The 24005-nt window shown below is 56.2% G+C and carries 14 protein-coding genes; 9 read left to right on the top strand and 5 right to left on the bottom strand.

The annotated features are described in order from the left end of the window. Nucleotides 1-41: 41 nt before the first annotated feature. Genes EDB95_RS17440 through EDB95_RS17430 form a run of 3 tightly spaced genes read right to left on the bottom strand, consistent with a single transcriptional unit; the run spans nt 42 to nt 5428 of the window. A complete protein-coding gene (locus tag EDB95_RS17440) occupies nt 42-614 on the bottom strand; it encodes a lipid-binding protein (protein WP_162852660.1) in 573 nt (190 codons plus the stop codon). A gap of 33 nt (nt 615-647) precedes the next feature. Next, nucleotides 648-2168, bottom strand: a complete 1521-nt coding sequence (locus EDB95_RS17435) for a SusD/RagB family nutrient-binding outer membrane lipoprotein (RefSeq protein ID WP_133995340.1) — start codon at nt 2166-2168, stop codon at nt 648-650. Nucleotides 2169-2188: 20 nt separating this feature from the next. Continuing rightward, entirely contained in the window at nt 2189-5428 is a 3240-nt protein-coding gene (locus EDB95_RS17430) for a SusC/RagA family TonB-linked outer membrane protein (RefSeq protein WP_133995339.1), read from the bottom strand. A 291-nt stretch (nt 5429-5719) separates the two neighbouring features. Here EDB95_RS17430 and EDB95_RS17425 point away from each other — a divergent pair, with 291 nt between their 5' ends. Genes EDB95_RS17425 through EDB95_RS17390 form a run of 8 tightly spaced genes read left to right on the top strand, consistent with a single transcriptional unit; the run spans nt 5720 to nt 14931 of the window. Further along, nucleotides 5720-6601, top strand: a complete 882-nt coding sequence (locus EDB95_RS17425) for a bifunctional 5,10-methylenetetrahydrofolate dehydrogenase/5,10-methenyltetrahydrofolate cyclohydrolase (RefSeq protein WP_133995338.1) — start codon at nt 5720-5722, stop codon at nt 6599-6601. Nucleotides 6602-6630: 29 nt separating this feature from the next. After that, the gene (locus EDB95_RS17420; RefSeq protein ID WP_246073728.1) at nt 6631-7251 is read left to right on the top strand and encodes a 7-carboxy-7-deazaguanine synthase QueE; all 621 of its coding nucleotides are present in this window, start codon (nt 6631-6633) and stop codon (nt 7249-7251) included. Continuing rightward, complete coding sequence (locus EDB95_RS17415) at nt 7251-9173, top strand: OmpA family protein (RefSeq protein ID WP_133995336.1); 1923 nt, start codon at nt 7251-7253, stop codon at nt 9171-9173. The genes EDB95_RS17420 and EDB95_RS17415 overlap by 1 nt, the downstream gene beginning before the upstream one ends. Nucleotides 9174-9192: 19 nt before the next feature. Then, nucleotides 9193-10227 carry a DNA-processing protein DprA gene (gene dprA / locus EDB95_RS17410; RefSeq protein WP_162852659.1) on the top strand — a complete coding sequence of 345 codons (1035 nt, stop codon included), beginning with the start codon at nt 9193-9195 and terminating at the stop codon, nt 10225-10227. A 54-nt stretch (nt 10228-10281) separates the two neighbouring features. Continuing rightward, nucleotides 10282-11778, top strand: a complete 1497-nt coding sequence (gene guaB, locus EDB95_RS17405) for an IMP dehydrogenase (protein ID WP_133995332.1) — start codon at nt 10282-10284, stop codon at nt 11776-11778. Nucleotides 11779-11782: 4 nt separating this feature from the next. Further along, entirely contained in the window at nt 11783-13387 is a 1605-nt protein-coding gene (gene lnt, locus EDB95_RS17400; protein WP_133995330.1) for an apolipoprotein N-acyltransferase, read from the top strand. Next, on the top strand, nt 13372-14187 hold the full coding sequence (locus EDB95_RS17395; RefSeq protein WP_133995328.1) for an alpha/beta fold hydrolase: 816 nt from the start codon (nt 13372-13374) through the stop codon (nt 14185-14187). Before lnt ends, EDB95_RS17395 begins: the two co-directional genes overlap by 16 nt. A gap of 6 nt (nt 14188-14193) precedes the next feature. Next, on the top strand, nt 14194-14931 hold the full coding sequence (locus EDB95_RS17390; protein WP_133995326.1) for an SDR family NAD(P)-dependent oxidoreductase: 738 nt from the start codon (nt 14194-14196) through the stop codon (nt 14929-14931). 92 nt (nt 14932-15023) lie between these two features. Here EDB95_RS17390 and sov read toward each other — a convergent pair whose 3' ends face one another. Then, entirely contained in the window at nt 15024-22097 is a 7074-nt protein-coding gene (gene sov / locus EDB95_RS17385) for a T9SS outer membrane translocon Sov/SprA (protein WP_162852658.1), read from the bottom strand. A 213-nt stretch (nt 22098-22310) separates the two neighbouring features. Next, nucleotides 22311-22907 carry a Holliday junction branch migration protein RuvA gene (gene ruvA / locus EDB95_RS17380; protein ID WP_133995322.1) on the bottom strand — a complete coding sequence of 199 codons (597 nt, stop codon included), beginning with the start codon at nt 22905-22907 and terminating at the stop codon, nt 22311-22313. Nucleotides 22908-22999: 92 nt separating this feature from the next. On the opposite strand from ruvA, the gene EDB95_RS17375 reads away from it, so the two are divergent. Beyond that, the gene (locus EDB95_RS17375) at nt 23000-23998 is read left to right on the top strand and encodes a beta-ketoacyl-ACP synthase III (RefSeq protein ID WP_133995320.1); all 999 of its coding nucleotides are present in this window, start codon (nt 23000-23002) and stop codon (nt 23996-23998) included. Nucleotides 23999-24005 lie beyond the last annotated feature (7 nt).

Raw genomic sequence — 24005 nt, 5'->3', positions numbered from 1 at the left:
TCGTCTTATCAATTTTGATTATTAAAATTATCTAGTAGCTGTTATGCGGGTGGCGAATAAGGCGATGCCGGCCAGTCATCCGCATCAAACCCGGTCCTTGCCACCCCTTCCACGGTCAATGTATCGGTTGGATTCGCGATAAACACGATCTTCAAAATGAGACTATCGGTCACCACCCCGGTCCTGGACCGCCCACCCTTGGGAAAGACTTGCCCAACGGCATACTTCACCGGGTTGCTGGTCTGGTAGAGGTTCATCGTCCCGGCCGAGGAAATGGTATAGCTCGTATAATTCGCACCCAACGTCGCTTTGAAGTCATAACCCGCAGGGCCATAGGCACCAATGGCGCCCAGGTCATCGGCCCATAACGAGTCGTTGGTGTTGCCGGACGTATTGTAGGTCGTGATGTAGATATGACCCGCCGCCGAATCGGAGCCGGCGGGATTGGCGGGCGGGGTGATAGAAACAAGGCCGTTGACGGAGGAATAGGCTTTCACCCACCACCCGTTCGCCATCTTCTGGACGGCCGTGCCTCCATAGTTCTGTGTCTTCGTACAGGACGCCGCCAACCCGAGACCTGCCAGAAGGATCATGCTATAAAATAACTTAACCATATTAAAGTTTTTTTGCGTCATTACAATATATCATTACAGTCCCCACCATACAGGAGTAGTGATCGGAACAGTGGGCAGCGCATTGGTATTCCTGGACTGCTCGTCAAAAGGATATATCAATCGCTTGGGCATCAGCCCCGACCCCAAAACGGAGTTGGCCACCACCACCAGCTGGCCCGGTACGTAGCTCGCGGAGGTCGAATAGACGGCGCTCTTCGCCGGGAACCCGGTGCGGTTGAAGTCGAAGTAACTTTCTATACCATGGCAGCCGTAACCGCTGGCGGCCCATTTCTGACGGATGATCTGGGCAAGGGGGGTGAGCAGCTTTCCGCCCTCCATTTCTGCGCCCCAGGCATAAGGTCCGCCCGTGGCCAGAAAGGCCGCGGCGGTATCCGACGGATAACCCGTATAGCCGAAAGCCACGGTGACGCCCTGGTTGTAAAGGCTCTGGGCGTTCGTTCCTCCATAGTAACGAACCGCAGCTTCCGCCTGCATAAAGTAAGAGTCCGCCATAGAAACAAATTCTACCGGGTCTTTGGCCGTCTCCGTGAACACGTTGGCGTTCCCATAGGTATTACTGATGATACGGAAATTCCCCTGATCGATCGCAAGGACCGGTGTTCCCCAGGTGGATCCATAGTACGCGTTGACCCGGGGATCGTTATTGGCGTACAGCCAGGAGACCATCGTAACGCTGGCCCTCAGGTTTGTCGGGGTATTCAGTTCCCGGACATTTTGTTCGTACAAGGGGTTGTCCTGTCCGGGGGCGTTCGAGAAATTCGTTACGCTGGCATCGCCCGTGGAAGTACCAATGAGGGGTACCCCGCTATTGATCAGGGCGGTGATCCCGGCCTGCGCGACACTCGGGTAAGCGTTGACCATCCGCAGATACAACTTGAGTTTTAGCGTATTGGCGAAGGCCTGCCAGGAAGACATGTTACCCCCAAATATCAGGTCCTGGCTACCCATATTGGTATTGGTGTTGGCCGAAAAGTCTTTCCCCTGGGCCGTATCGATCTCCGCGATCAGGCTGGTATAGATGGCATATCCGCTGTCAAACTTTGGGTCCAGGTTGGTGATGCCTTCGAGGGCGTTGGAATAAGGCGTCGACCCATAGAGATCCACCAGTGTGGCAGCGGTATATGCTTTCATGACCGTGCCCATCAGGTAGGAGTTCCAGTCCTGTACGGAATCGGCCTGGGCGATGACGTATTGGAAGTTCTTCAGGCCGTCCACAAACATCTGATCCCAGGGGCCCTGTACGAACACGTCGGTGCTCGTCAGGTTATAGGAATCCACTTCGGTGTATTGTTGGGAAAGGGATGCCTGGGTAAAAATCTGGGACCACATCCCGCCTAGGATGGCCAGGTTCCCTCCCACGCTGCCTGCCGTTGCAAGGACAGCGACCGGGAATACCTGGGCCGGTGTCCCTTGGGCCAGCGTCGGATAGTTCGGATTCTGATTGATGTTGAGCAGCCGCTTACAAGAGGTCGCTCCCAATAACAACGCGAACAAACAGGCGCTGTAAACGATATATCTGTTATGTATTTTCATATCCTGATGTCATTGGTTGGTTAAAAGACGATTTTCACAATTACCCCATAGCTTTTGGTAAGGGGAGGCCCGGTCAGTTCACCGTATTCGCTCTGGAGGTCGTTGCCAAGGTCTGTGGCCTCAGGATCGACATACACATTGTTTTTCGGTGTCCACAGCAAAAAATTCCGCCCGTACACGCCCAGGGAAGCGGTAGACGCTTTGATCTTGGCGGCCCAGGACCCCGGCAGGTTATAGGAAAGGTTGACGTCCCTCAATTTCAGGAAGGACTTGTCGATGATCCTTTGCTGATCGGCGGCGCCGGAGAAGCTATTGCTTTCCGAGTACGCGTTGTAATACTGGTCGGATTCCCCGCCGCCTCCGGGCGAACCGATAAAGACGGTGTTGGGGACATATTTGCCACCGCCAACGGAAATCACCGAGTTGGGGAAAATGAAGGGACGGCGGTCATTGTATACCGTCGGGGCCGCATTCCCCACAAACAAGGACAGGTTCGCCGTGCCGCTGTACATCACCCCACCGTAGCGGAAATCGAGGGACCCGGACAGCGTCCAGTTCTTATAGGTGAAGGTATTCGTCAGCCCCATTTGGTAGGTATAGAGACCGCTGCCCATGTATCCTTTGGTCAGGTTCAGGCCATACAACCCGGTGGTGTTAGGCAAGGGGTACCCGGTAACCGGGTTGACCACCACTTGTCCGGCTGCATTGGTCTGGGGGATGCCCGTGTAAATGGACGCCACGGTCTTGCCGACCACGGCGCGCATTTCGGCGTCGACGGCCGAAGAGAACCCGAACAGCAGCGGATCCTGGGAGGAGCCCGTCAACTCCAGCACCTTGTTCCAGTCCCGGCTGAAGACATAGGTCAGGTTCCAGGTGAAATTCCTGGTTTCTACCGGACGGACGTTAAGAGTCAGCTCTATCCCCTTGTTGCCGATCGTACCCAGGTTTTGCACATAGGTCGCATATCCCGAGGAGGGGGCAACCGGTACCGCAAATATCTGGCCCTTTGTCTTTTTGCTATAGACGGTAGCGTCCAACCCGATCCGGTCCTTCAGGAACCTGGCTTCCACACCCCCTTCCCATTCATTGGTAAAGATGGGTTTCAGGTTGGCGTTATTGATCTGGTCACTGACGCCGAACCCGCTGACCCCGTTAAACGGTACGGTCAGGGACCCAAACGGAAGGGTGATATTCCCGGTCCCCAATTGGGCCAGGGTTTGATAAGGGGCAGGGTCGGACCCGGTCTTCCCGTAGGCCGCCCGGAATTTCAGGTAGGAGACGGTGCTGCTGTTAGCGAACAGGGAGGACGCCACCCAGGAAAGGTCCGCGCCGGGATAGAAGATGGAGTTGGCGTTGATCGGCAAGGCGGAAGACCAGTCGTTCCGGACGTTGCCGGTAAGGTAAAGCTGGTCTTTGTATCCGAGGGTTACCTGTCCATACACGCCTATTTTCCGGTATTGCCCCGACTGGTCGGTCACCGTGGGCGGTTTCCCCGTATTGTTCAGGTTATAAAACCCGGGAACGGCGATGGGGGTGATGGACGCAAGCTCTGACCGCTGGCTGGTGGTATAGTAGTTCCCCCCTGCCAATGCATCCAGTGAAAAACCACTCCCCAGGTCGGCATTGTACTTCAGGATGAGGTCTCCGTTGACCAGGCCGTAGTAGTCGGATCCCTGGGCCACCCCGCCGTAATCCGGGTTCCTGATGGCAAAAATCCCTTCGGGGTTGGTGGCCGGAAAGCCGTCCCAGGTACCCGCCAGCGCGTTGGCGGAGTTCTTCCATTCGAAGGTCCGGGCATTGGTAATGTCCGCACCCAGCCTGAATTCTGCACTCAACTGCGGGGTGAACTTATAGCCGAAGTCCAGGTTCCCGAAGATCCGGTCCAGCTTCTGCTGGTTCCCGTTGTTGTACAACCCGAAGTAAGGGTTTTCCGCATACGGGGTAAAGAAATTATTGATATTGAAGAACGGGTTGTTGATGTCCTTAAATTGCTTGATGGGAATGTCTACCGGGATCTGCAGCACGGACTCATAGACCCCGCCACCGGAGGAGGTGCCTTGACCCGTGTTGGGTACCTTCAGTATCTGGCCCACATAGTTGATGGAAGTGTTGAACGTGAAATTCCCATAGCGGCTATTGGTCCGGAAGGACAAGGTATTGCGCTGCTGCGTATTACCGTTGATCGGGACGATCCCATCGCTGCTTACATTGCCGTACGAGAAATAAAACCGGTTCGCGTCGGAACCACCGGAGAGCGCCAGGTTGTTATTGTATTCGTGCCCGGTGACATAAAACTGCCGCAAGGGATTCTTAATGGCCACAAAGGGCTTGCTCAGTTGCTTCCCGTTCACGATCGATCCCCAAGGCCGGATGGTGCCATCGTATTTGGGCCCCCAACTGCCGTTTTCATCCAGCACCATGACGCCGCCCCAACCCTGTCCGAATTCGTCCTGGTAGGTGGGCAGCTTACCGGCCTGGCTCATATTGAAGGACCCGCTGTATTCGACTTTCAGCTTCCCTGCCCTACCCCTCTTTGTCGTGATCATGATGGCGCCGTTTTTCGCAAGGCTCCCGTACAGGGAGGATGCCGCCGTACCCTTTAGCACCGTGATGGTTTCTATATCATTGGGATTGATATTGTTCATCCCGTTGCCATAGTCGGCCCCGTCTGTTCCGGTCGTATTGCCGGAGAAGATGGCATCGCTCATAGGCACCCCATCGACGACATACAAGGGCTGGTTATCGCCGCCGGAAATGACCCCATAGCTCCTCAACACCACTTTGGTGGAAGAACCGGGTCCACCGGTATTGGAGATTTCTGCCCCGGCTATCTTTCCTTCCAATCCGTCCAAAGCGCCGGTGACACCGTTTTTGTTGATGGCGGCTGTGTTAAACGTTTGTGTGGCGTAACCGATCTTGGCCTTTGCTTGCGTCTGGCCGAGCGCGGTCACGACCACTTCGGTCATGGTCGTGCTTTTGTGGCTGATGACGATATTCAGGCTGGGTTCGTCGCCAACGGTAATTTCCTTGGAGGTGATGTTGGTCCCGCTGATGACCAGCACATCCCCGGCTTTTACCGAAATGGAAAAGCGACCATCCGCGTCGGCGGCTACTCCTTTATGGTTTCTTTTAAGCTGAACGGAAGCAAAGGCGGCGGGCTGCCCCTGGTCATCGGTCACCCGGCCTTGCAGCAGTCTGGTTTGGGCAAACGTCCATAAGGAGCACAGCAACAGTGCCCCCAGCAGTAGTGTTTTTCTCATACGACATTCGTTTTTTGGTGTTGGAGAAACTGTCTATCAGTGTAGTGGAGTTTGGGGCAAGACAAAAAGCCCCCGTTGGGAGGATACAATGGATCTCTCATAATCTCTGATGTTTTAGGTCAAAAAAATAAAAACGTAAAAATATGTTAATACCGTCTCCTGAATAGACAATCCAGTTAATTAATATGCTGCATTTATGTCCATCGGTTTCTTCTAGGATACTTTATTTTGCTGGGTTTTCAAGAATTTTGAAATACGCATTTTTTCACGCAAAGCCCGTACCTTCGCGCCATGCAAAAAATCGACGGAAGACTGGTTTCCCAGGCAGTACGGGACGACCTGGCTCAAAAGGTTAAAGAACTGACGGACAAAGGAATGCGGGCACCGCACCTGGCCGCGATCCTGGTAGGCAATGATGGCGGCAGTGAAACGTATGTCGCCGCCAAAGTAAAGGATTGCGAAGAGATCGGTTTTGGATCGACGCTCCAAAGGTTTCCATCAAGTATTCAAGAAAACGAATTGCTGGCCGAAATCCGGCGGATGAATAAGGACTCCGAAATTGATGGCATCATTGTTCAGCTCCCGCTGCCCAAACACATTTCCCCGGACAAGGTGATCGACACCATCGACCCGGCCAAGGACGTGGACGGGTTTCACCCCGAAAGTGTCGGCAGGATGGTCGGGGGCTTGCCCACCTTCATTTCCGCCACACCCTTCGGGATCCTGATGCTCCTGGAGCACTACAAAATCGAGACAAAAGGCAAGCACGCCGTGGTCATCGGCCGGAGCGGCATCGTAGGGACACCGGTGAGCATACTCTTGAGTAGGAACACCTATCCCGGCAACTGTACCGTTACCCTTTGCCACTCCGCAACACCCAATATAAAAGAACTTTGTCTTCAAGCAGATATCGTTGTGGCTGCCCTGGGCAAACCCGGTTTCGTGACCGCGGAAATGGTTAAACCGGGCGCCATTGTCATCGACGTGGGCACCACCCGGGTCTCCGATCCTTCGAAAAAAAGCGGTTTCTCCCTGAAGGGGGATGTGGATTTTGATAACGTAGCACCCCACACCTCTTATATTACCCCGGTGCCTGGTGGCGTGGGTCCCATGACCCGGGCAGCACTGATGAAAAACACGTACCTGGCGTACCTGGGGCGCACAAAGCCGTGAAGTCCCCGGGGATTCGGTACCTTTGCCCCATGATCGCCACAGCAGACACTTCGGTTCTTTTGCCGGTGATGGAGTCGTTCTACACCCTCCAGGGTGAAGGCGCCTACCAGGGCCGTGCCGCGTGGTTCATCCGCCTGGGGGGATGCGACGTCGGTTGTGTCTGGTGCGACGTCAAAGACAGCTGGGATGCCGCCCGGCACCCGTTGCGCAGCGTCGGGGACCTGGTGCATGAAGCGGCGGCCCAACCCGGGCGCATCGCGGTGGTCACGGGGGGCGAACCCCTGATGCACGACTGCGGTCCCCTGACAAAGGCCCTCCGCCAGGCCGGGTTCCGGACCCATATCGAAACCTCGGGGTCATCTCCCCTCAGCGGGGAATGGGATTGGATCTGCCTGTCTCCCAAAAAGTTCAAGGCGCCCCTGCCGGAAGTAACCGGGAAGGCCGATGAGCTTAAAGTCGTCGTGTACAACCGGCACGACTTCGAATGGGCGACCCGCTATGCCGCCCTTGTCTCCCCTGAGTGTCGTCTTTTCCTGCAACCGGAATGGAGCCGGGCCGAAGAAATGACCCCCCTGATCGTAGACTATATAAAGGCCAACCCTCAATGGACCCTTTCCGCCCAGGTTCACAAATTCATTCACGTCCCCTGATGAAATCCCTGCTCATTTTTATACTTTACTGGTCGGTTTTCGCCGGCGCCCACGCACAACAAACCTACGATCCCGACAGGGTCAACCGGAAGGCTGTAGACTGGTACAACATGGCCCTCAACGAGTTATCTACCAATAACGACCGGAAAAAGGCCCTCGAATACCTCGACAGGGCCCTCGACATAGACAGCAGCTATATCAACGCCCACCTGACCAAAGCGGGCATATACGCCGATATAAAAGACTACACATCCTCGGTGGCGGAATACAATAAGGCCCGGTCCATGGACACGGCTTATTTCTTCGACATGGACCTCCCCTACTCCATTTCCCTGGCCGGAACCGGAGACTTCCAGGGAGCCCTGCAGGCCGTCACCCGTTACCTGACCATCCCCCACCTCAACGACCGCGCACAGGGCGCCGCGATGTACCGCCAACGGACCTACCAGTTTGCCCTGGACATGGCGAAGGAACAGCATTTGTCCAATTATGTTTTTGCCCCCGTTAACTTAGGGGACAGCGTCAATACCCGGGCATCGGAATACCTCCCGTCGCTTACCCTGGACGGGAATACCCTCATTTTTACCCGCAACGTCAACGGCAACAACGAGGACTTTTATGAAAGCCACCGGGGGCCCGACGGCAAATGGAGCCTCGCCAGACCCCTGGAAGGCGACATCAATACCCCCGACAACGAGGGCGCCCAGAATATTTCCCAGGATGGCAAAATGCTCGTCTTCACCGGTTGCAACCGGCCGGATGGCTTTGGCAGCTGTGATATTTACTACGCCCTGCGCACCAAACAAGGGTGGTCTACGCCGATGAATATTGGCGAGCCCATCAATACCGAATTCTGGGAATCACAACCCAGTCTTTCCCCCGACAAACGCGACCTGTATTTTGCAGCCCGCGACCCCAGCGGTTTTGGAGGGAGCGACATCTGGGTCAGCCACCGCCTGCCCAACGGCGCCTGGGGCAATCCCCAAAACCTGGGGACCAACATCAATACAAAAGGAGACGAGAGCTGCCCGTTCATACATGCCGATAACCAGACCCTTTATTTCACGTCCAACGGTCTTCCCGGTTATGGAGGCACCGACCTCTTTGTCGTGCGCAAGGACTCCACGGGACACTGGGGCAAACCCATGAACCTGGGATACCCCATCAATACGATCGACAATGAAGGCGCGCTGACGATCGCCGCCGACGGCAAAACGGCTTACTACGCCGCCGACAGAAGCGATACCCGGGGTGGTCTTGACATCTATACTTTCGAAGTGAGGGACAGCATCCGCCCCTTCCGGACGCTTTGGGTCAAGGGTAAAGTTTTTGACAAAAAGACCAGGGAAGGCTTGCCCTCCGGCGTCGACCTCACCGACCTGCACGGTGGCCAGGCCATCGCCCGGGCGCAGACGGACGAAGAGGGAAACTACCTCATCACCCTGCCCGTGGGCAAGGAATATGCCTTTAGCGTCCACCGGAAAGGGTATCTTTTTTACTCCGCCCATTTCGACTTTACCGGAAAAGCGCCTGACTCCACCTACGAGGTCGATATCCCGTTACAACCCCTGGAAACGGGCGCCGCCATCGTGCTGAAAAATATCTTTTTCGACACGAAGAAGTTCGACCTGAAACCCGAATCCATCGTCGAGCTCGAAGAGGTGGTGTCGCTGATGAAGGAAAACCCCACGCTCAAGATCCAGATCAGCGGGCATACCGATAATGTGGGACAGGATAAGGATAATATGGTACTGTCCAACGCCCGCGCGATTTCCGTGATCAATTACCTCATGACCCACGGCGTGGCCCCTTATCGATTGGCCGCCAAGGGGTATGGGGCCACCCACCCCATCGCCGACAATGCGACCGAAGCCGGCAGGGCACTCAACCGCCGGACGGAATTGTCGGTTGTTTCCAATTAAGACGCGTTCTTTGGGGGCTATGCTTCCGGAAGACGAATTGTATTACCGGGTCGCGCTGACCATGGTTCCCGGCATCGGGCCGCGGCGGCACCGGCAACTGCTCGACCATTTTTCCTCGGCCGCTGCCGTGTTCCGTTCGGGCCTCCTGCCGGAATTTGACAATTTTAAAGCGGTGGATCGCACATTTACATTCGCCAGGAAACACAACATCGGGATATATTGTCCGGGGGACCCGAGGTATCCCGCGCAGCTTCTTGAATGCTCCGACGCCCCTCCCATATTGTATTACAAGGGCATTGCGGATCTCAACCATCAACGCATATTGGCCGTTGTAGGTACCCGGACACCGAGTTCTTATGGCCAACAGATGGTGCGGTCGCTGGTCGGGGAACTGGCTTCCTGCGACGTCCTTATCGTCAGTGGACTAGCGGATGGGATCGACACCTGGGCACACCGGGCGGCTCTGGATAACGGCCTGCCCACCGTCGGCGTCCTGGGACACGGTTTACAAAGGATCTACCCCGAAGGCAACCGCTTGCTGGCCGCATCGATGCTTGACAAAGGCGGTCTGCTTACCGAATATCGACAGGATCAGGGTCCCGAAACATTTCATTTTCCCATGCGGAACCGCATTATCGCCGGTATGGCAGTGGCTACGGTCGTCGTCGAATCCCGTTCGCAAGGCGGAAGCCTGATTACCGCAGAGTTGGCCAAGGGGTATCACCGCGAGGTTTTCGCCCTTCCGGGAAGGGTCACAGACGGCCGTAGCCAGGGATGCCTCGCCCTTGTCCGCGACAACGTCGCGGCCCTTGTGACCGGGGGTGCAGACATCGCGCGGATGTTGGGCTGGGAAACACCTACACCCAAGACCAAACCGGTGACAAGCATTCATCCCCTCCTGGACCTTCTACGGGACAGAGACAGTATCCACCTGGACGAGCTCCTGGAGCGTACCGGGTTATCTTCCGCGGAGCTGGCGGCACGCCTCCTTGAGCTGGAGTTAGAACAGGCCATAGAGGCTCTCCCTGGAAACCGCTACAGGCTTATCTTCTGACCGCCAGCAAGCCCCTCATTTGGCTCGTATACCTATTTTACCATACCTTTGCACATGGCGACAATAAATATTCCCTCCGACACGGATTCTCTCCATTCCAGGTTTTTTGGTGAAGGTCTGACCTTCGATGATGTGCTCCTGATGCCTTCCTATTCCCAGGTTCTTCCCCGGGAAGTGGACATCCGCTCCAGGCTTACGGGCAACATCACCATCAACGTACCCATGCTGTCCGCAGCCATGGATACGGTCACCGAAGCCAACCTGGCCATTGCCCTCGCCAGGGAAGGAGGGATCGGGATTCTCCACAAGAATATGCCCATTGACAGACAGGCGGAACAGGTCAGAAAGGTCAAACGCAGCGAGAGCGGCATGATCATCGACCCGATTACCCTTCACGAGGACGCCACCTTAGGAGACGCCCTCCGGTTGATGAAGGAGAATAAGATCGGGGGCATACCCATCGTCGATAATGTCGGTAAGCTGTCAGGTATCCTGACCAACAGAGACCTTCGCTTCGAAGAGGATACACGCCGGAAGGTCCGTGAAGTGATGACCGTTGAAAACCTCATCACCGCCCCTGAGGGCACCGACCTCAAGGGTGCGGCCGTCATCCTGAGGCACCATAAGATTGAAAAACTCCCCGTGATCAAAAACGACGGCACCCTGGTGGGGCTGATCACCTACAGGGACATCCTCCAGGTGCAAAGCCATCCCAACGCCGTAAAAGATACCTACGGGCGTCTCCTGACCGGGGCCGCACTCGGCATTACTGCGGATATGCTCGACCGTGCCGCCGCCTTGCAACATGTAGGGGTGGACGTGGTTTGCCTGGACAGTGCCCACGGCCATTCCCGGGGGGTCATGGAAGCCCTGAGCACCTTGAAGAAGTCGTTTCCGAAGTTGCAGGTCATCGCCGGCAACGTGGGGACCGCTGCAGGGGCAAAAGCCCTCGCGGAAGCCGGAGCGGATGCCGTCAAGGTCGGGATAGGCCCCGGTTCTATCTGTACGACCCGCATTGTCGCCGGGACCGGTGTTCCCCAGCTCACGGCCATCATGGAAGCCGCGTCTGCCCTCAAACCACTCGGCATCCCGGTGATCGCCGACGGTGGCATCCGGTACACGGGCGACATGGTGAAGGCGCTGGCCGCCGGTGCCGACGTCGTGATGATGGGCAGCGTCTTTGCGGGGACGGAAGAAAGCCCCGGCGAAACCATCATTTATGAGGGCAGAAAGTTCAAACAATACAGGGGTATGGGTTCCATCGGCGCCATGCAACAAGGCAGCGGGGACCGTTACTTCCAGGATGTGGAAGACGGCATTAAGAAACTGGTGCCCGAAGGCATCGAAGGCAGGGTTCCCTATAAAGGTTTCCTGACGGAGGTCGTCCAGCAGTTTACCGGTGGCCTCCGGGCGGGAATGGGTTATTGCGGGGCGGCAAATATGGAAGCCCTTCAACAGGCCACCTTTGTCAAGATCACCAATGCCGGCATGAAAGAAAGCCACGCCCACGACGTGGAAATCACCAAAGAAGCACCCAATTATCATCGCTAAGGATATGCATAAGAGCAGCTTTTGGCAACACCCGGTATTTCTCTCAGTAATATCGGGTGTCTTGTTATGGGCCTGTTGGCCGACCTCTCCCCTGACCTTTCTGGTCTTTGTAGCCTGGGTACCCCTCCTCGCGCTGGAAGCAAGGAGCACCCGTCTCCTGAGGTTCTGGGGATGGACCTACCTTAGCCTGCTCCTCTGGAATGCCGCCACGACCTGGTGGGTAGGCAACACCACCGTACCCGTCAGCGGGGTCATGGCCAATGTGCTCAACGCCCTGGTCATGTCCGTTCCCTGGATCGGGTATTGGAAAACCAAAAGAAGGTTTGGCCAGACGGCGGGGTACATTTCCCTCGTCGCCTATTGGCTGGCTTTCGAGTACATCCACCTCCAATGGGAGCTGAGCTGGCCGTGGCTCACCTTAGGCAACGTCTTTGCGGGCCAGCCCCGGTGGGTACAATGGTATGAGTGGACAGGCACCTCCGGGGGAACGGTTTGGGTATGGGTGGTCAACATGCTCGTCTTCCGGGCTTTACAAACAGGCGTTGCCCGTCTCCGTTCCTGGAGGACCGTAGCGCTCGCCCTGGCCGTGCCCCTTGTCGTCTCCACCGGTATCCGGTTTTACCGGTCCGGTTTGAAAGCCGTCCCCCTGAACGGACCCGACGTTGTCGTCGTCCAGCCCAACATCGACCCGTACAATGAAAAGTTCGAGTCGGGTACGGAAATCCAACAGTTGCAAAAGCTCATCACCCTGAGCGATTCGCTCATTGACACGACGACCAGCCTTGTCGTCTGGCCGGAGACGGCCATCCCCTTCGAAGTCGACGAATCGCGCTTCTGGCACGTCCCCGTGTTGCAACCCCTCAGGGACTTTCTGCAAAGACATCCTCGTATCCGCCTCGTGACCGGTCTTGCGGGGGAGCGGAGACTGCCCGCCGACACCAGCACCCCCGCCATGCGGATCGATCCCGCCACCGGCATTCACTATGAAGAATACAACACCGCCCTCCAGCTCGATACGGGCCAGGGCATCGAATATTACCACAAAGGCAAACTCGTTCCCGGGGCCGAGATTGTTCCCTATTCCTGGTTGTTTGGATTCCTGGAGAAATTTTCACTGGACATGGGCGGTGCCAGCGGCACTCTTGGCCGCGGTACGGAACGGACCGTCTTTTCCCGTTCCCCCGCGGGATACCGGGCTGGCCCCATTATATGCTATGAAAGCATCTATAGCGCTTACGTGACCGGTTATGTCCGGAACGGGGCCAATATCCTCACCATCATCACCAACGACGGCTGGTGGGGGGATACCCAGGGTTACCGTCAGCACCAGCAATACGCGCGGCTCCGGGCGATCGAGACGAGGCGCTGGGTAGCCCGGAGCGCCAACACCGGTATCTCCTGTTTTATCGACCCCCTGGGCCAGGTCTATCAGGCACAACCCTATGACGTGGCCTCGGTGATCAAAATGCACGTTCCTCCCCTGGAGGGAAAAACGCTGTTTGTGCAAATAGGCGACTGGCTGAGCTTCCTGGCACTGGCCTGGACGGTGATCGCGCTGGCCACCGGTATTTTTGTACGCGTCAAAAAACGGGTATGGAAAAAACACTAAGCCACACACCCCTCACCTACGAGGACACCGGCAAGGGTCCCGTGGTCGTTCTGTTACATGGCTTTGCCGAAGACAGCACCCTGTGGAAACACCAGGTGGCCCTTCTCGCGCCTCACTACCGGGTGATCGCGCCCGACTGGCCGGGGAGCGGGTTGTCACCCCTTGGACCCGGCGAGCCTCCCGGCGCCGGCGAGCCCTCCATGGAATCCTTTGCCGGCCTGCTCCATACCCTCCTGGTCCATGAGCGCATCGACCGCGCCGTGGTCATCGGTCATTCGATGGGCGGCTATGTGGCGCTCGCCTTTGCCGAAGCCTACCCTGATTTCGTGGCCGGTCTTGGGCTTTTCCACTCGACCGCCTTTGCCGATACACCGGAGAAAATACAAACGCGCAAACGGGGGCAGGCGTTTATCCGCGAAAACGGCGCGGCCCTTTTTATCAAACAATCGACGCCCAACCTGTTTGCGGACGCCTTTAAGGCAACGCACGCCGGCGAGGTAACCGCCCTCCTGCAAAGAGGCGATCACTTCCAGCCTGAGGCTCTTATAGGTTACTACGAAGCGATGCTTCAACGGCCGGACCGCACCCACGTTTTGACCGGCAGCACCGTACCGGTACTCCTGATCGCGGGCGCGCAAGACAATGCGGTCCCGCTGGCCGACAGCCTTCGCCAGGCAGCCCTGGCACCCACGACATTTTTTCACATCCTCGCGGGCACCGCCCACATGGGTATGTGGGAAGCCCGTGAAGCCTCGGGCAGGATCCTTTTGGAATACCTGGCTTATGTGTATAAACAATGACAACTTATGAATAAGATCGTTCTCGTTACAGGGGGCACCTCCGGCATCGGTGCCGCTTGTGTTCAAAAGTTCGCCTCGGAAGGATATGACGTGATCGTCACCGGGAGAAGGGCCGACAGGCTGGAAGCGCTGAAGGGCGACCACATCCTGCCGCTGGTCCTCGACGTGCGGGACAAACAGGCGGTTGCAGACACACTGGGGTCGCTCCCTCCCGAATGGAGAAACATCGACGTGCTGGTCAACAATGCGGGGCTGGCCCTTGGCCGTGACTTTTTTGATGAAGCCTCGATGGACGACTGGGAGACCATGATCGATACGAACGTTAAAGGGCTTTTGTACGTCACCCGGGCCGTCCTTCCTTTTATGACCGCCCGCGGGAAAGGCCATATCATCAACTTAGGGTCCACCGCGGGTAAGGAAGTCTATGAAAAAGGGAATGTCTATTGCGCCACCAAATTCTCGGTGGGTGCCTTAAGCCAGGCCATGCGGATCGACCTGCTCAGACACGGCATCAAGGTGACGGCTATCCATCCCGGTGCGGTGGAGACCGAGTTTTCCATGGTCCGTTTCAAGGGCGACAAGGCGACCGCCGACTCGGTGTATACCGGTATCGAGCCCCTGGTGGCCGAAGACGTGGCGGACGTGATCTACTATACGACCACGCTGCCCGCGCACGTCTGCATCAATGATCTTGTGCTGACGTGTACGCAACAGGCGAACTCCATGTACATGTATAGAAAGTAGTGTTGCGGCGGCGGCCTAAGCGGACAATTTAGGCCGCCGCCGCAACACCGCTAATGATGGCCCTTCGGGCAGGGCGCCTGTGGCGCCCTTAGCTACTGCGCCAGGTTGATCTTAAACTCAAATCCCATCCGCGTTAAGCTCGACGGCGGCGACGAAGATATATACGGGATGATCCGCGTGCGGTCATAATACAACCGCACGTCGACCTTCTTGCTGATCACATAGTCCACCGCGGGTTGGATCTTGATCGTCTTATTCCCCGCCACGGGCGTGGTCAGGTTTTGGTCCAGGACGCTGTTGGAGGTGGAGTTGTTGAGGATGCTGAGGTCCAGCTTAAAGGTCAGGTCGTTGTCCAGGCGATGGGTATCCTTGCTGGTGAAAGGCACCTTGAAGGGCAGCACGATCCCCTTCTTCCGATACGTCCCGCCCAGCGTGAAGCCGGAATTATGGACTTCACTCACCTGGTAGTCCACCAGGCTAAGGCTCACCGACCGCCCTTTGACATAGCTGAAGTGGATGTTCGCCCCGGTTTTGGTGGTGGCGTCGATCCCGATCAACGGGTTAAACTGTTCGGTAATCGTCGTATTGGGTACGTAAAAGAAGGGCACAAAACTGTGCGAGATCGTATCGATAAATCCCGGCCATCCGTACCCCATGGGGTCGTCATAGGTCAGGTTGGTGCCAAAGCCATTCATCGCCAGGCTGCCTGTATAAATATTGGTCAGGGTGATGCTTCTAAAAAGGTCACCGATGGCGGGGATACGCGTCAACCCGTTGTAGGTGATCTTCCAGTTGGGCATGGGTTTGTAGCCAGCGAAGGGGTCCGTCTTGATGTTTTTGTTTTGTTGACCTAAAAGGGCAATCTTATTGGGATCCTGGCCGGTATAGGCGGCGATAAAGGCAGGGACCAGCACATCCTGCGCATATTGACCGTATCCTAAGTAGTATCCTCCTGTCGGGAAATAACCCAGGCTGTACGGGTTTTCCATGCCCAGGCGTTTGGACAACGCGGTCCGGTAGTTTTGGAAGTTCAGGAAGGTCTGGGACGTCACGTTCGGGTTAAACGGCTTGAACAAGGTTTTCAGCGCGATATAGGACACGGTAAAACCACCGCTGGCGTAGGGCGTCAGGTGGGAGAAGTCGCCGTTGCCCAGGGTGTCCTTGAACAGTTCCGAATAGCTCTTTTGAAAAGACTTGCTGATGGTCAGGTCGATGGTTACGTCCCGGAAGGGGGTCAGGGTAGCATTGGCATTCAGCGTTTGCTGGAAGCTTTGGTTGAGCATCTGGTTAAAGGACGTATCCCTGGTCAGCCATCCTTTATAGGCGGCATTTTCCAGCCAGGCGGCATTGGGTTGGGCACCGAACACAAAGGGCAGACCGGGTGCCCCCGTCTTCCAGTCCCCACCAAAGGCGACGGCGCTGTCCGTAAACCCGGGCAGGTAGGTCGAATAGTTTTCGGAATAGTCGATGCCCACCATCTTCACCGCGGTAAGGATGCGCCCGAAGAATTGCGCGGCCTTGTTCTGGGCAAGGCGCGACACCTTGGGTCCCGGAGGTTGTGAGGGCGGCCGTTTCGATTTGGCGCTGGCCGTATCGCGCTTGGGCGGAGCGGGTGTGGCCGTCGCGGCGTCCAGGCGGTCCATGTCCCGGAAGAAGTGCAGCTTGTCATACAGCTTGCGCATATCCATGGTCACCTTAAGATTCCGCGAGGAAGAGTTCTGGATGGTATTCCCGTAGTTGAGCCCGAGTTCCTGCTGCAACTGGCTGGCCGCCGTCCATTGGTACATCGAGCTATACCCCACGGATATATTGGTCCAGTCGATCAAGGGCAACTTGAGCGTGGGCAACGTGTAGGTGATGTTTGTCGACTGCCGCCACATCGTGTTGCGCCCCCCCTTGAAGAAATTGCGCCATACGCTGTCCTTTTTATGGCCGTTGTTGATGCGGCCGTCCGGTTCATCCACACGCGCACTGTCCAGGGCCTGGATGGACACGTTGATGGATTTGGTAAAGTCCCAACCCAGGCCGTACGTCTTGGCAATGGTGAAATACTTGTTGTAGGTTTCCGGGATCTGGTAAACGTTCGAGTCGGTGACCCCGGGCACAAGGATATTCCTGGCCTGCTGGGCACCGAATTGCCGGTTGACATCCTCCCGGAAAAGGAGCAACGTGGGATGGCCGTTCAGGTTGAAATCCTTGACCATGTCCAGCCAGTGCGACTTGGACTTTATCTTTTTGAAAGGCGTCCAGAATTTGGGCTGACCATTATAAGTATACCCGATACCCGCGTAGTATTTCTTTAGGAAGTCTTCCGACAAGGTAGGGCTGTGGTGTTTGCTCTCCGTAAACGAAAAACTAAAGTCAAAGTTGGTAATATCCAGCAGCTTTGGCTTCTTACCCCCGGTTTTTAGTTTTTTGACATTTGTAAAATTGATGGTACTGATCTGTTGTACCTCGACCGCATAGTTCTTGATCGAGTCCTTGGCGTGTTTGCCGGACACCTGGCTGAGCTTTTCGCTCAGCTGCACGTCCTCGTCAAAGGGGTCGTATTTGGGCGTACTGACGGCCTGGGAATAGTCCGCAAAGAAGGGCACGGAGATCGCCGCCTTTTTGGGGAGGAGTTTACCAAGCTCCAGGGTCGAAGAGATGTCCAGCTGGGTCGTCGTCGATAGGGACCGCTCTTCTATGCTTTGATCGATGGTTCCCCAGCCTACGGTCTTGATACTACCCGACGCGCTGATGTGGCCGAGGTCGGCAAGCTGCACGTCCACCCTACCCTGGGCGGCGTATCCGCCCTTCTCGTCCAATTCGGTGAGCCGGAGTTCGTCCACCCAGACTTCGGTGGAGACAACGCTACTGCTGTTGTTCTGGATGGAGATCAGTATCCCGCTCACTTGTCCCAGGTTGGGTACCCCCATCACGGAATAGGTGACGCCTGTCGACAGGGCTTCCGTATACTTCGTGGTCACGGGCCGGCTTCCCCTGCGCAATTTTAGCTGCACCAGGTCGTCCAGCATGACGTCGAGGTTGTTGGCCGTCGGCCAGACGGCGGTGTCGGGATAACTCCCATTCTGCGGGGTAACCTGCAGCGGTATTTTTATCTCGTAGAAGTTGTTGACGAAATCCTGCCCGATACGGATGACGGCGGAGGTCTGACCGTTTTGAAGCAGGAGGCCCTGCGCCGCTTCCGAGTGGAGAAACATCTGCATACGTTTGTACCGCCGCAGGTCGAGGCTGGTCGTCTTATAGACCGCACGTCCGTCCGAAGGCTGCAGGTTATAGATCTGCAAACTCATGGACTGTTCGTTCTGGAGCAGGGTCACGTTGTTGGAACTGAGGGTCTGCTGCCGCTGGACACCGGGGGGTATCACGTAAGGGATGGGAGTGCGTTGGTCGTTTTGTTCGATATTGACGGCCGTGATATTAAAAGTCGTCGTCGTATTCGATATAGGTTCGTATTGACCGCTGGAGTCTACATTGTAGTTAAACTGGCGCCACTGGTTACGGACCAATTCAAGCTCCGCAAAACGCAGGACGTCCGCGGTGTCCGAGAAGCCGGTCATGTACATCCGCATGAACTGGATAGACGTGAAGTCGGGGATGTTGCCCACCTTTGTTTCATACGACTCCACGGGTATGCGGAACTGGTACCAAACCTCGGTCTTGGAATTACCATTGGCCAGGGTGACCGTGACGTTGCGCTTGTCGGTGATAAAGTTTGTTCCCACCTGCATGCGCAGACTACTAGGCCGTTGCAGGTCCACGTGGTACTGAAAGTACTCCTCATCCGTATTCATGGTATTGTCCCCGTTAAGGTCCTCGTTGTCCGGGTAAAGCGTGGCTGCCGTGGAATAGGTGGCGTTGGAGTTGACGACGGGGGAGTTCCCTTCCGTATTGTTATAGAGCTTGTACCGGTTCAGGATGCTGGCGTTGTAGGCATCATAGCGTGCATCCCTGTAGTGCACATAGTCGTCGGAAGACGGGTCCGCGGTGGCCGCTTGCAGGGCCGCGGGGCTGACACCCCGGAGTTGGAGCGCGTTCAGATAAGGTTGATGCAGTATTTGCTCGGCCGTATCGTTGATCCCGTCGAGGCCTATATCCTGGAACGGCCGTTCCCCGGGGTCATTGCTAAAGGCATTGGTGATCTGGATCGGGTTGCGGGGTACCTTCCCCCAGACCGATGTGTCTTCAGGGGCGGGGTTGGCCGGCGTATTCAGGCCGTTTTCAAAAGAGTGCTTACCGTCCTTAAGGATGTCCTCACTGATGTTCCCCAGGTTGAAATAAAGGCGTCCGCTGTCGGGAGAGGCACCGGAGACGTCCATCGCGTATGGGTCTTGCAGCCAGAATTCGATGTACTCGATGTTTCCGGTTTCGAAGTCGGTCTGGTCCAGGGAACGCATGATCCCCCCCCAGCGGCTTTTCGGGTTGGTCAGGTTCCCATTGACGTCTACGTCCCCCTGGGCGGCGTCGAAATTGTATTGACCACGCTGGAACGGATAGTACGCCATGTCGAAGGACACCAGTTGGTTCTGCCCGATGTCGGTGGTCTGCTGAGGGAAAAGCTCCTGGTAGGACAGGGCCCTCGTCCGGGAATCGGAGAGGGAGGCGATGTTACCCCTGACCGGGTTATTGGTGCTGTTCGGGTCCTGGAGGGTGGTCTCAATATTATACCAGGCCATGCGTGCCCTGTTCTTTCCATAATCCAGGTTGTCGTTGAGCCCGGCCTCGGGGAACATAAGGCTCCCGTTTGAAACGTTTACGGCGCCATAGGGCGTGCTGGCCGTTGCCCAGCTGGTGAACGGGAACCTCAGGTCCACGCCGCTGGAAGAAGCCTCGAAGTCGTCGATGTACACCGCCCCGCTGGAGCCCCTCCCGATCTGGGGCGGGTGCCCCGGGATCAATTTGGCGATTTCACCCTGGGCCTGTATGGTGGAGGGCGCGGTCGTCTGGTAAAGGTTGTTCAGCCATTTCGTCATCCGCGGGAAGTCCGATTTATAGTTGGCGTCCACGCCGAGCATGGCGTTGTCGATGGGGTCTTCCCCGTATTGCACCTTTATATAATAGGGTCTTTCCGCCAGTTTTTCGAAAGTGGCCCCGAGCGCAAGCTGTTTGTTGGGCTTGTTGATGGCCATATAGTCAAACCGCAACCCCATGAAGTTCCGCTGCTGGAGACCATACGATCCGTTGTTTTCATAAGACACGTTGACCGGCACCCCGGAGTTCAGGATCGCCTGGTTGATGATCTTGACCTGCCCCTGGTTATAGTCGACGAGGTAGTCCTGGTTCTCCTTCAAGGTCGTCCCACCCGATGTGACCACGACCGAACCGGGCGGTATGTTGAAGGCACCTAAGCTGACCGTATTGGAAGACGTCCCCTTAAAGGAGCCCTTCAATTCGAAGCGATCCAGTTGCGGCGACTGCTGGGCGACCCATTGTAAAGAATCATACAGGGTATAAAAAAGTGTATCCCGGACGTTGGGCGGGATGGTTTGATAGATGCGCGACGCCAGGTCCTTGCCGAAAGGATCGAGCACGGGAAAGATAATCTTGGAAAACTGGGGCAGGACGGTAAAGTTGGGGATAAAGTCAAATACCCCATCCGGTTGGGGATCGTTGTTGCTGTTGAGCCGGTCCAACCCCAACACGCTGATCAGGGGTACCCCCTTCTGGCTGGCATCCCCGAAAGGAACATAAGTCTTGGCGCCTCCACCCGGCTGGTCGTACAGCACGTTCAGTACAAAACCTTGTTGCTGGAGCGTTCCGCTTCCCAGTGAATAGACGTTCTTCATCATCAGGTTCCAGATCGGCAGGGCGGGCCGGGGTGCGGTCGCCTTGAGCAGCTTCAGGAAAAGGGTCTGCTGGTTCCCGGCATTGGACGCAGAAGTATCGGGAGTCACGTCCGTCGAGAATTCCCCTACCTGGTACACCTTCCCGTTGTAGGAATACTGGTACGCCACCGCCAGCACGTCGTTGGGCTGGAGCTGGGTGTTGACACAGATAAAACCGGCATTGGGATTAAAGTAATATTCCGACGTATTCAGCTTGCGTGCATACACCTGCTCATAGTCCGTGACCTGGCTGAGGCCCAGGGACTGTAACTGGCTGCCGACCCTCGTGACATCCCGGAAAGCAGTGTTCGAGGTAACCGATCCGTATAGGCTGTTGGCGCCGTTTGACGGGAAGGGCGATGTGGTCAGCGAATGGACCACCGCCGTATTGGACGGTTGGTTTTCCCCCAGGTCCGCCAGCCCCACCACGATGCGGTTGTTCAGGGATGCACCCTGGCGGTTGGTCACCCAGACTTCCAGCCGCAGGATGTTGACCTGGGAGGTGACGACCGGGGCGGTGGACATGACCTTGTTAAAGTTGTTGACGAAGTATTGGGCGAGCAGGAAGTTCCGGTTGACGTCGTACTGGCTGGATTTCAGGTCGAAAGTCTGGGAAGCGGAGCCCCCCTGGAGGGTGATCGATTGGGTGGCCGCCTTTTGGTTGGCAATGGCCGCCGTCACGAACAATTTCCCGAATTGCAACTGTGCCTTGATCCCGAAAAGGGATTGAACGCTGGGGATCAAGGCGCTTTTGGTTGTGAAATTAATGTTCCCCGCCTCGATCTTTTTGATGATGTCGTCGGTCGTCCCCTGGTACTCCAGCTTGAGCTGGTTTTCGAAGTCGAAGGAGGACTGGGTGTTGTATTGGATGGGCAGCTTCAGCTTGTCGCCAATGCTGGCGTTGACGTTGACGTTGGCGTTCAGGTTAAAGTCGAAACCGCCGTTGGACCTTGCCCGCTCCGGTAAGGTAGGGTTGTCGATGCGCTGACCCATATACCCCACCTGGACGTCGATCAACCCCTGGGTTTTGTAGTCCAGTTTGGGAATACCGGTGGTGGAAAAAATACGGTTGAAAAAGCTGGGGTGGATTTGCAGGTTCGGGTCGTTGATGTTCCGGTTCAACGCGCTAAGGGCGTCCGCCCGCTGCTGGAAATAATCCCGTTCCGACTGGTCGCTGAGAATCTTGAAGAGCTCATCGAAGGTATAGGAGGTCGGCATCCGGTAATAGGTCTTGCCCACCTTTTCGTAGATGAAATAACGGTTGGTAACAGGGTCGTAAACGATGGAGTCTCTGATGTTGGAGGGGTCGCGGAGGTTGATCCCTGGAAGCGAAGTCACCGAAAAAGGGTCCCCTCTCCTGTCTTCAATAGGATAGTGGAGGGTATCCTTTGAAGCCGGCAGTATAGTCGTGTCTGGTTGAGCCCATTTTTCACGCCCGCCTGCCCAGGCGTGTAGGCTGGGTAAGCAAGTTAAAAAGGTGATAAGCAACAAGGACACGACAAGGTGCTGTCGTGTACGGGTCAAATTCTCTAAGCTGTTTTTCACGAAATATTATAAGACCTGTAGGGCACGCTTGATCAAGTTTTCCACCCCTGCCTCCTCTCCTTCCGCCTGTACCGCCTTTCGAAGGGCTCCTTCGGCGGCGGAACGGGCTATTCCCAGGGCCAGAAGTGCATTTAACGCGTCATCCTGTGCCGTATTGTGTAGCGAAGCGGGAATATCTGGCCCCGGGAGCACCGGGCTTCCCTTTTTGCCCAGCTTGTCTCTTAGTTCCAGGACAAGCCGCTGGGCTGTTTTTTTGCCGATCCCCTTTACCCGTTCCAGGAGCGGTTCGTTCCCCTGTATGATGGCGCGGGTGATTTCAGAAGGTGGAAGGGAGGACAACATCATGCGGGCGGTAGCGGCACCCACACCCGAAACACCGATCAGGTGCTGGAAGAGGTCTTTTTCTTCCTGCTCGGAAAAACCATAGAGGATGTGTGCGTCCTCCCGGATCAGGAGACACGTAAGCAGGGTCCCTTGTTCCAGGCCTTGTATCCTGGAATAGGTGTGCAGACTGATATTGACCTCGTAACCTATACCCTGGACCTCGACGAGGACCATTGTGGGTGTCTTTACCGTAAAAATTCCCTTCAGATAAGCAATCATATCGGCGCCCTTGCTTAAAGGTCAAAAATACCCCATTTCTCCTTACTTTTGATCCCTGTTTTCATATACAGGTCATTGATTAAACAGATTCTATGCAAAAAGTCACCGCCGCGATCACGGCAGTAGGAGGATATGTACCTGAATACCGCCTTACGAACGCAGCACTGGAAAAGATGGTAGATACGACGGACGAATGGATCAGGACCCGTACCGGTATTGAAGAGCGAAGAATTCTCAAGGGTGAAGGACTGGCTACTTCCGATATGATCGTCCCGGCAGTCCGGGAGCTTTGCGCCAAAAGAGGCATAACCCCGGAGGAGATCGATTGCCTGATTGTCGGCACCGTTACCCCGGACATGGTTTTCCCTTCCACCGCCAACCTGGTTTGCGACAAGATCGGCGCCAGGAATGCCTGGGGCTTTGACCTCAGCGCCGCCTGTTCCGGTTTTCTGTTCGCCCTGAGCACGGGCGCTATGTACATCGAGTCCGGCCGCTACAAAAAGGTCGTCGTGGTCGGCGCGGACAAAATGAGCGCGATCGTTGATTATTCCGACCGGGCCACTTGCATCATCTTTGGAGACGGGGCCGGCGCGGTGTTGCTGGAACCCGACACCGAAGGGCTCGGTGTCCTGGATACCATCCTTAAAAGCGACGGCAGCGGCGCCCCCTACCTTCACATGAAGGCCGGCGGCTCCCTTCACCCCGCCACCGTGGACACGGTCACCAACCGCATGCACTACGCCTACCAGGAAGGAAAGACCGTATTTAAATTCGCCGTCACGGAGATGGCCGACGCCGCTTTCCAGATCATGGAACGCAACCAACTCACGGAAAAGGATATTGCCTGGCTTGTCCCGCACCAGGCCAACAAGCGCATCATCGACGCCACGGCCCACCGGATGGACCTGGCCCCCGAGAAGGTCATGATCAATATCCAACGCTATGGGAACACGACGGGCGGGACCATTCCGCTTTGTCTTTGGGACTACGAACAACAATTGAAAAAAGGGGATTTGCTCGTACTGGCCGCCTTTGGTGGCGGTTTCACCTGGGGATCGATCCTGGTGAAATGGGCCTATTCCCCGCAATAAGATTTTT

This window comes from Dinghuibacter silviterrae, assembly GCF_004366355.1.
GTDB classification, from domain to species: domain Bacteria; phylum Bacteroidota; class Bacteroidia; order Chitinophagales; family Chitinophagaceae; genus Dinghuibacter; species Dinghuibacter silviterrae.
Note: the sequence above shows the minus strand (reverse complement) of the source record. Positions and strands in the feature narration are given on the sequence as shown.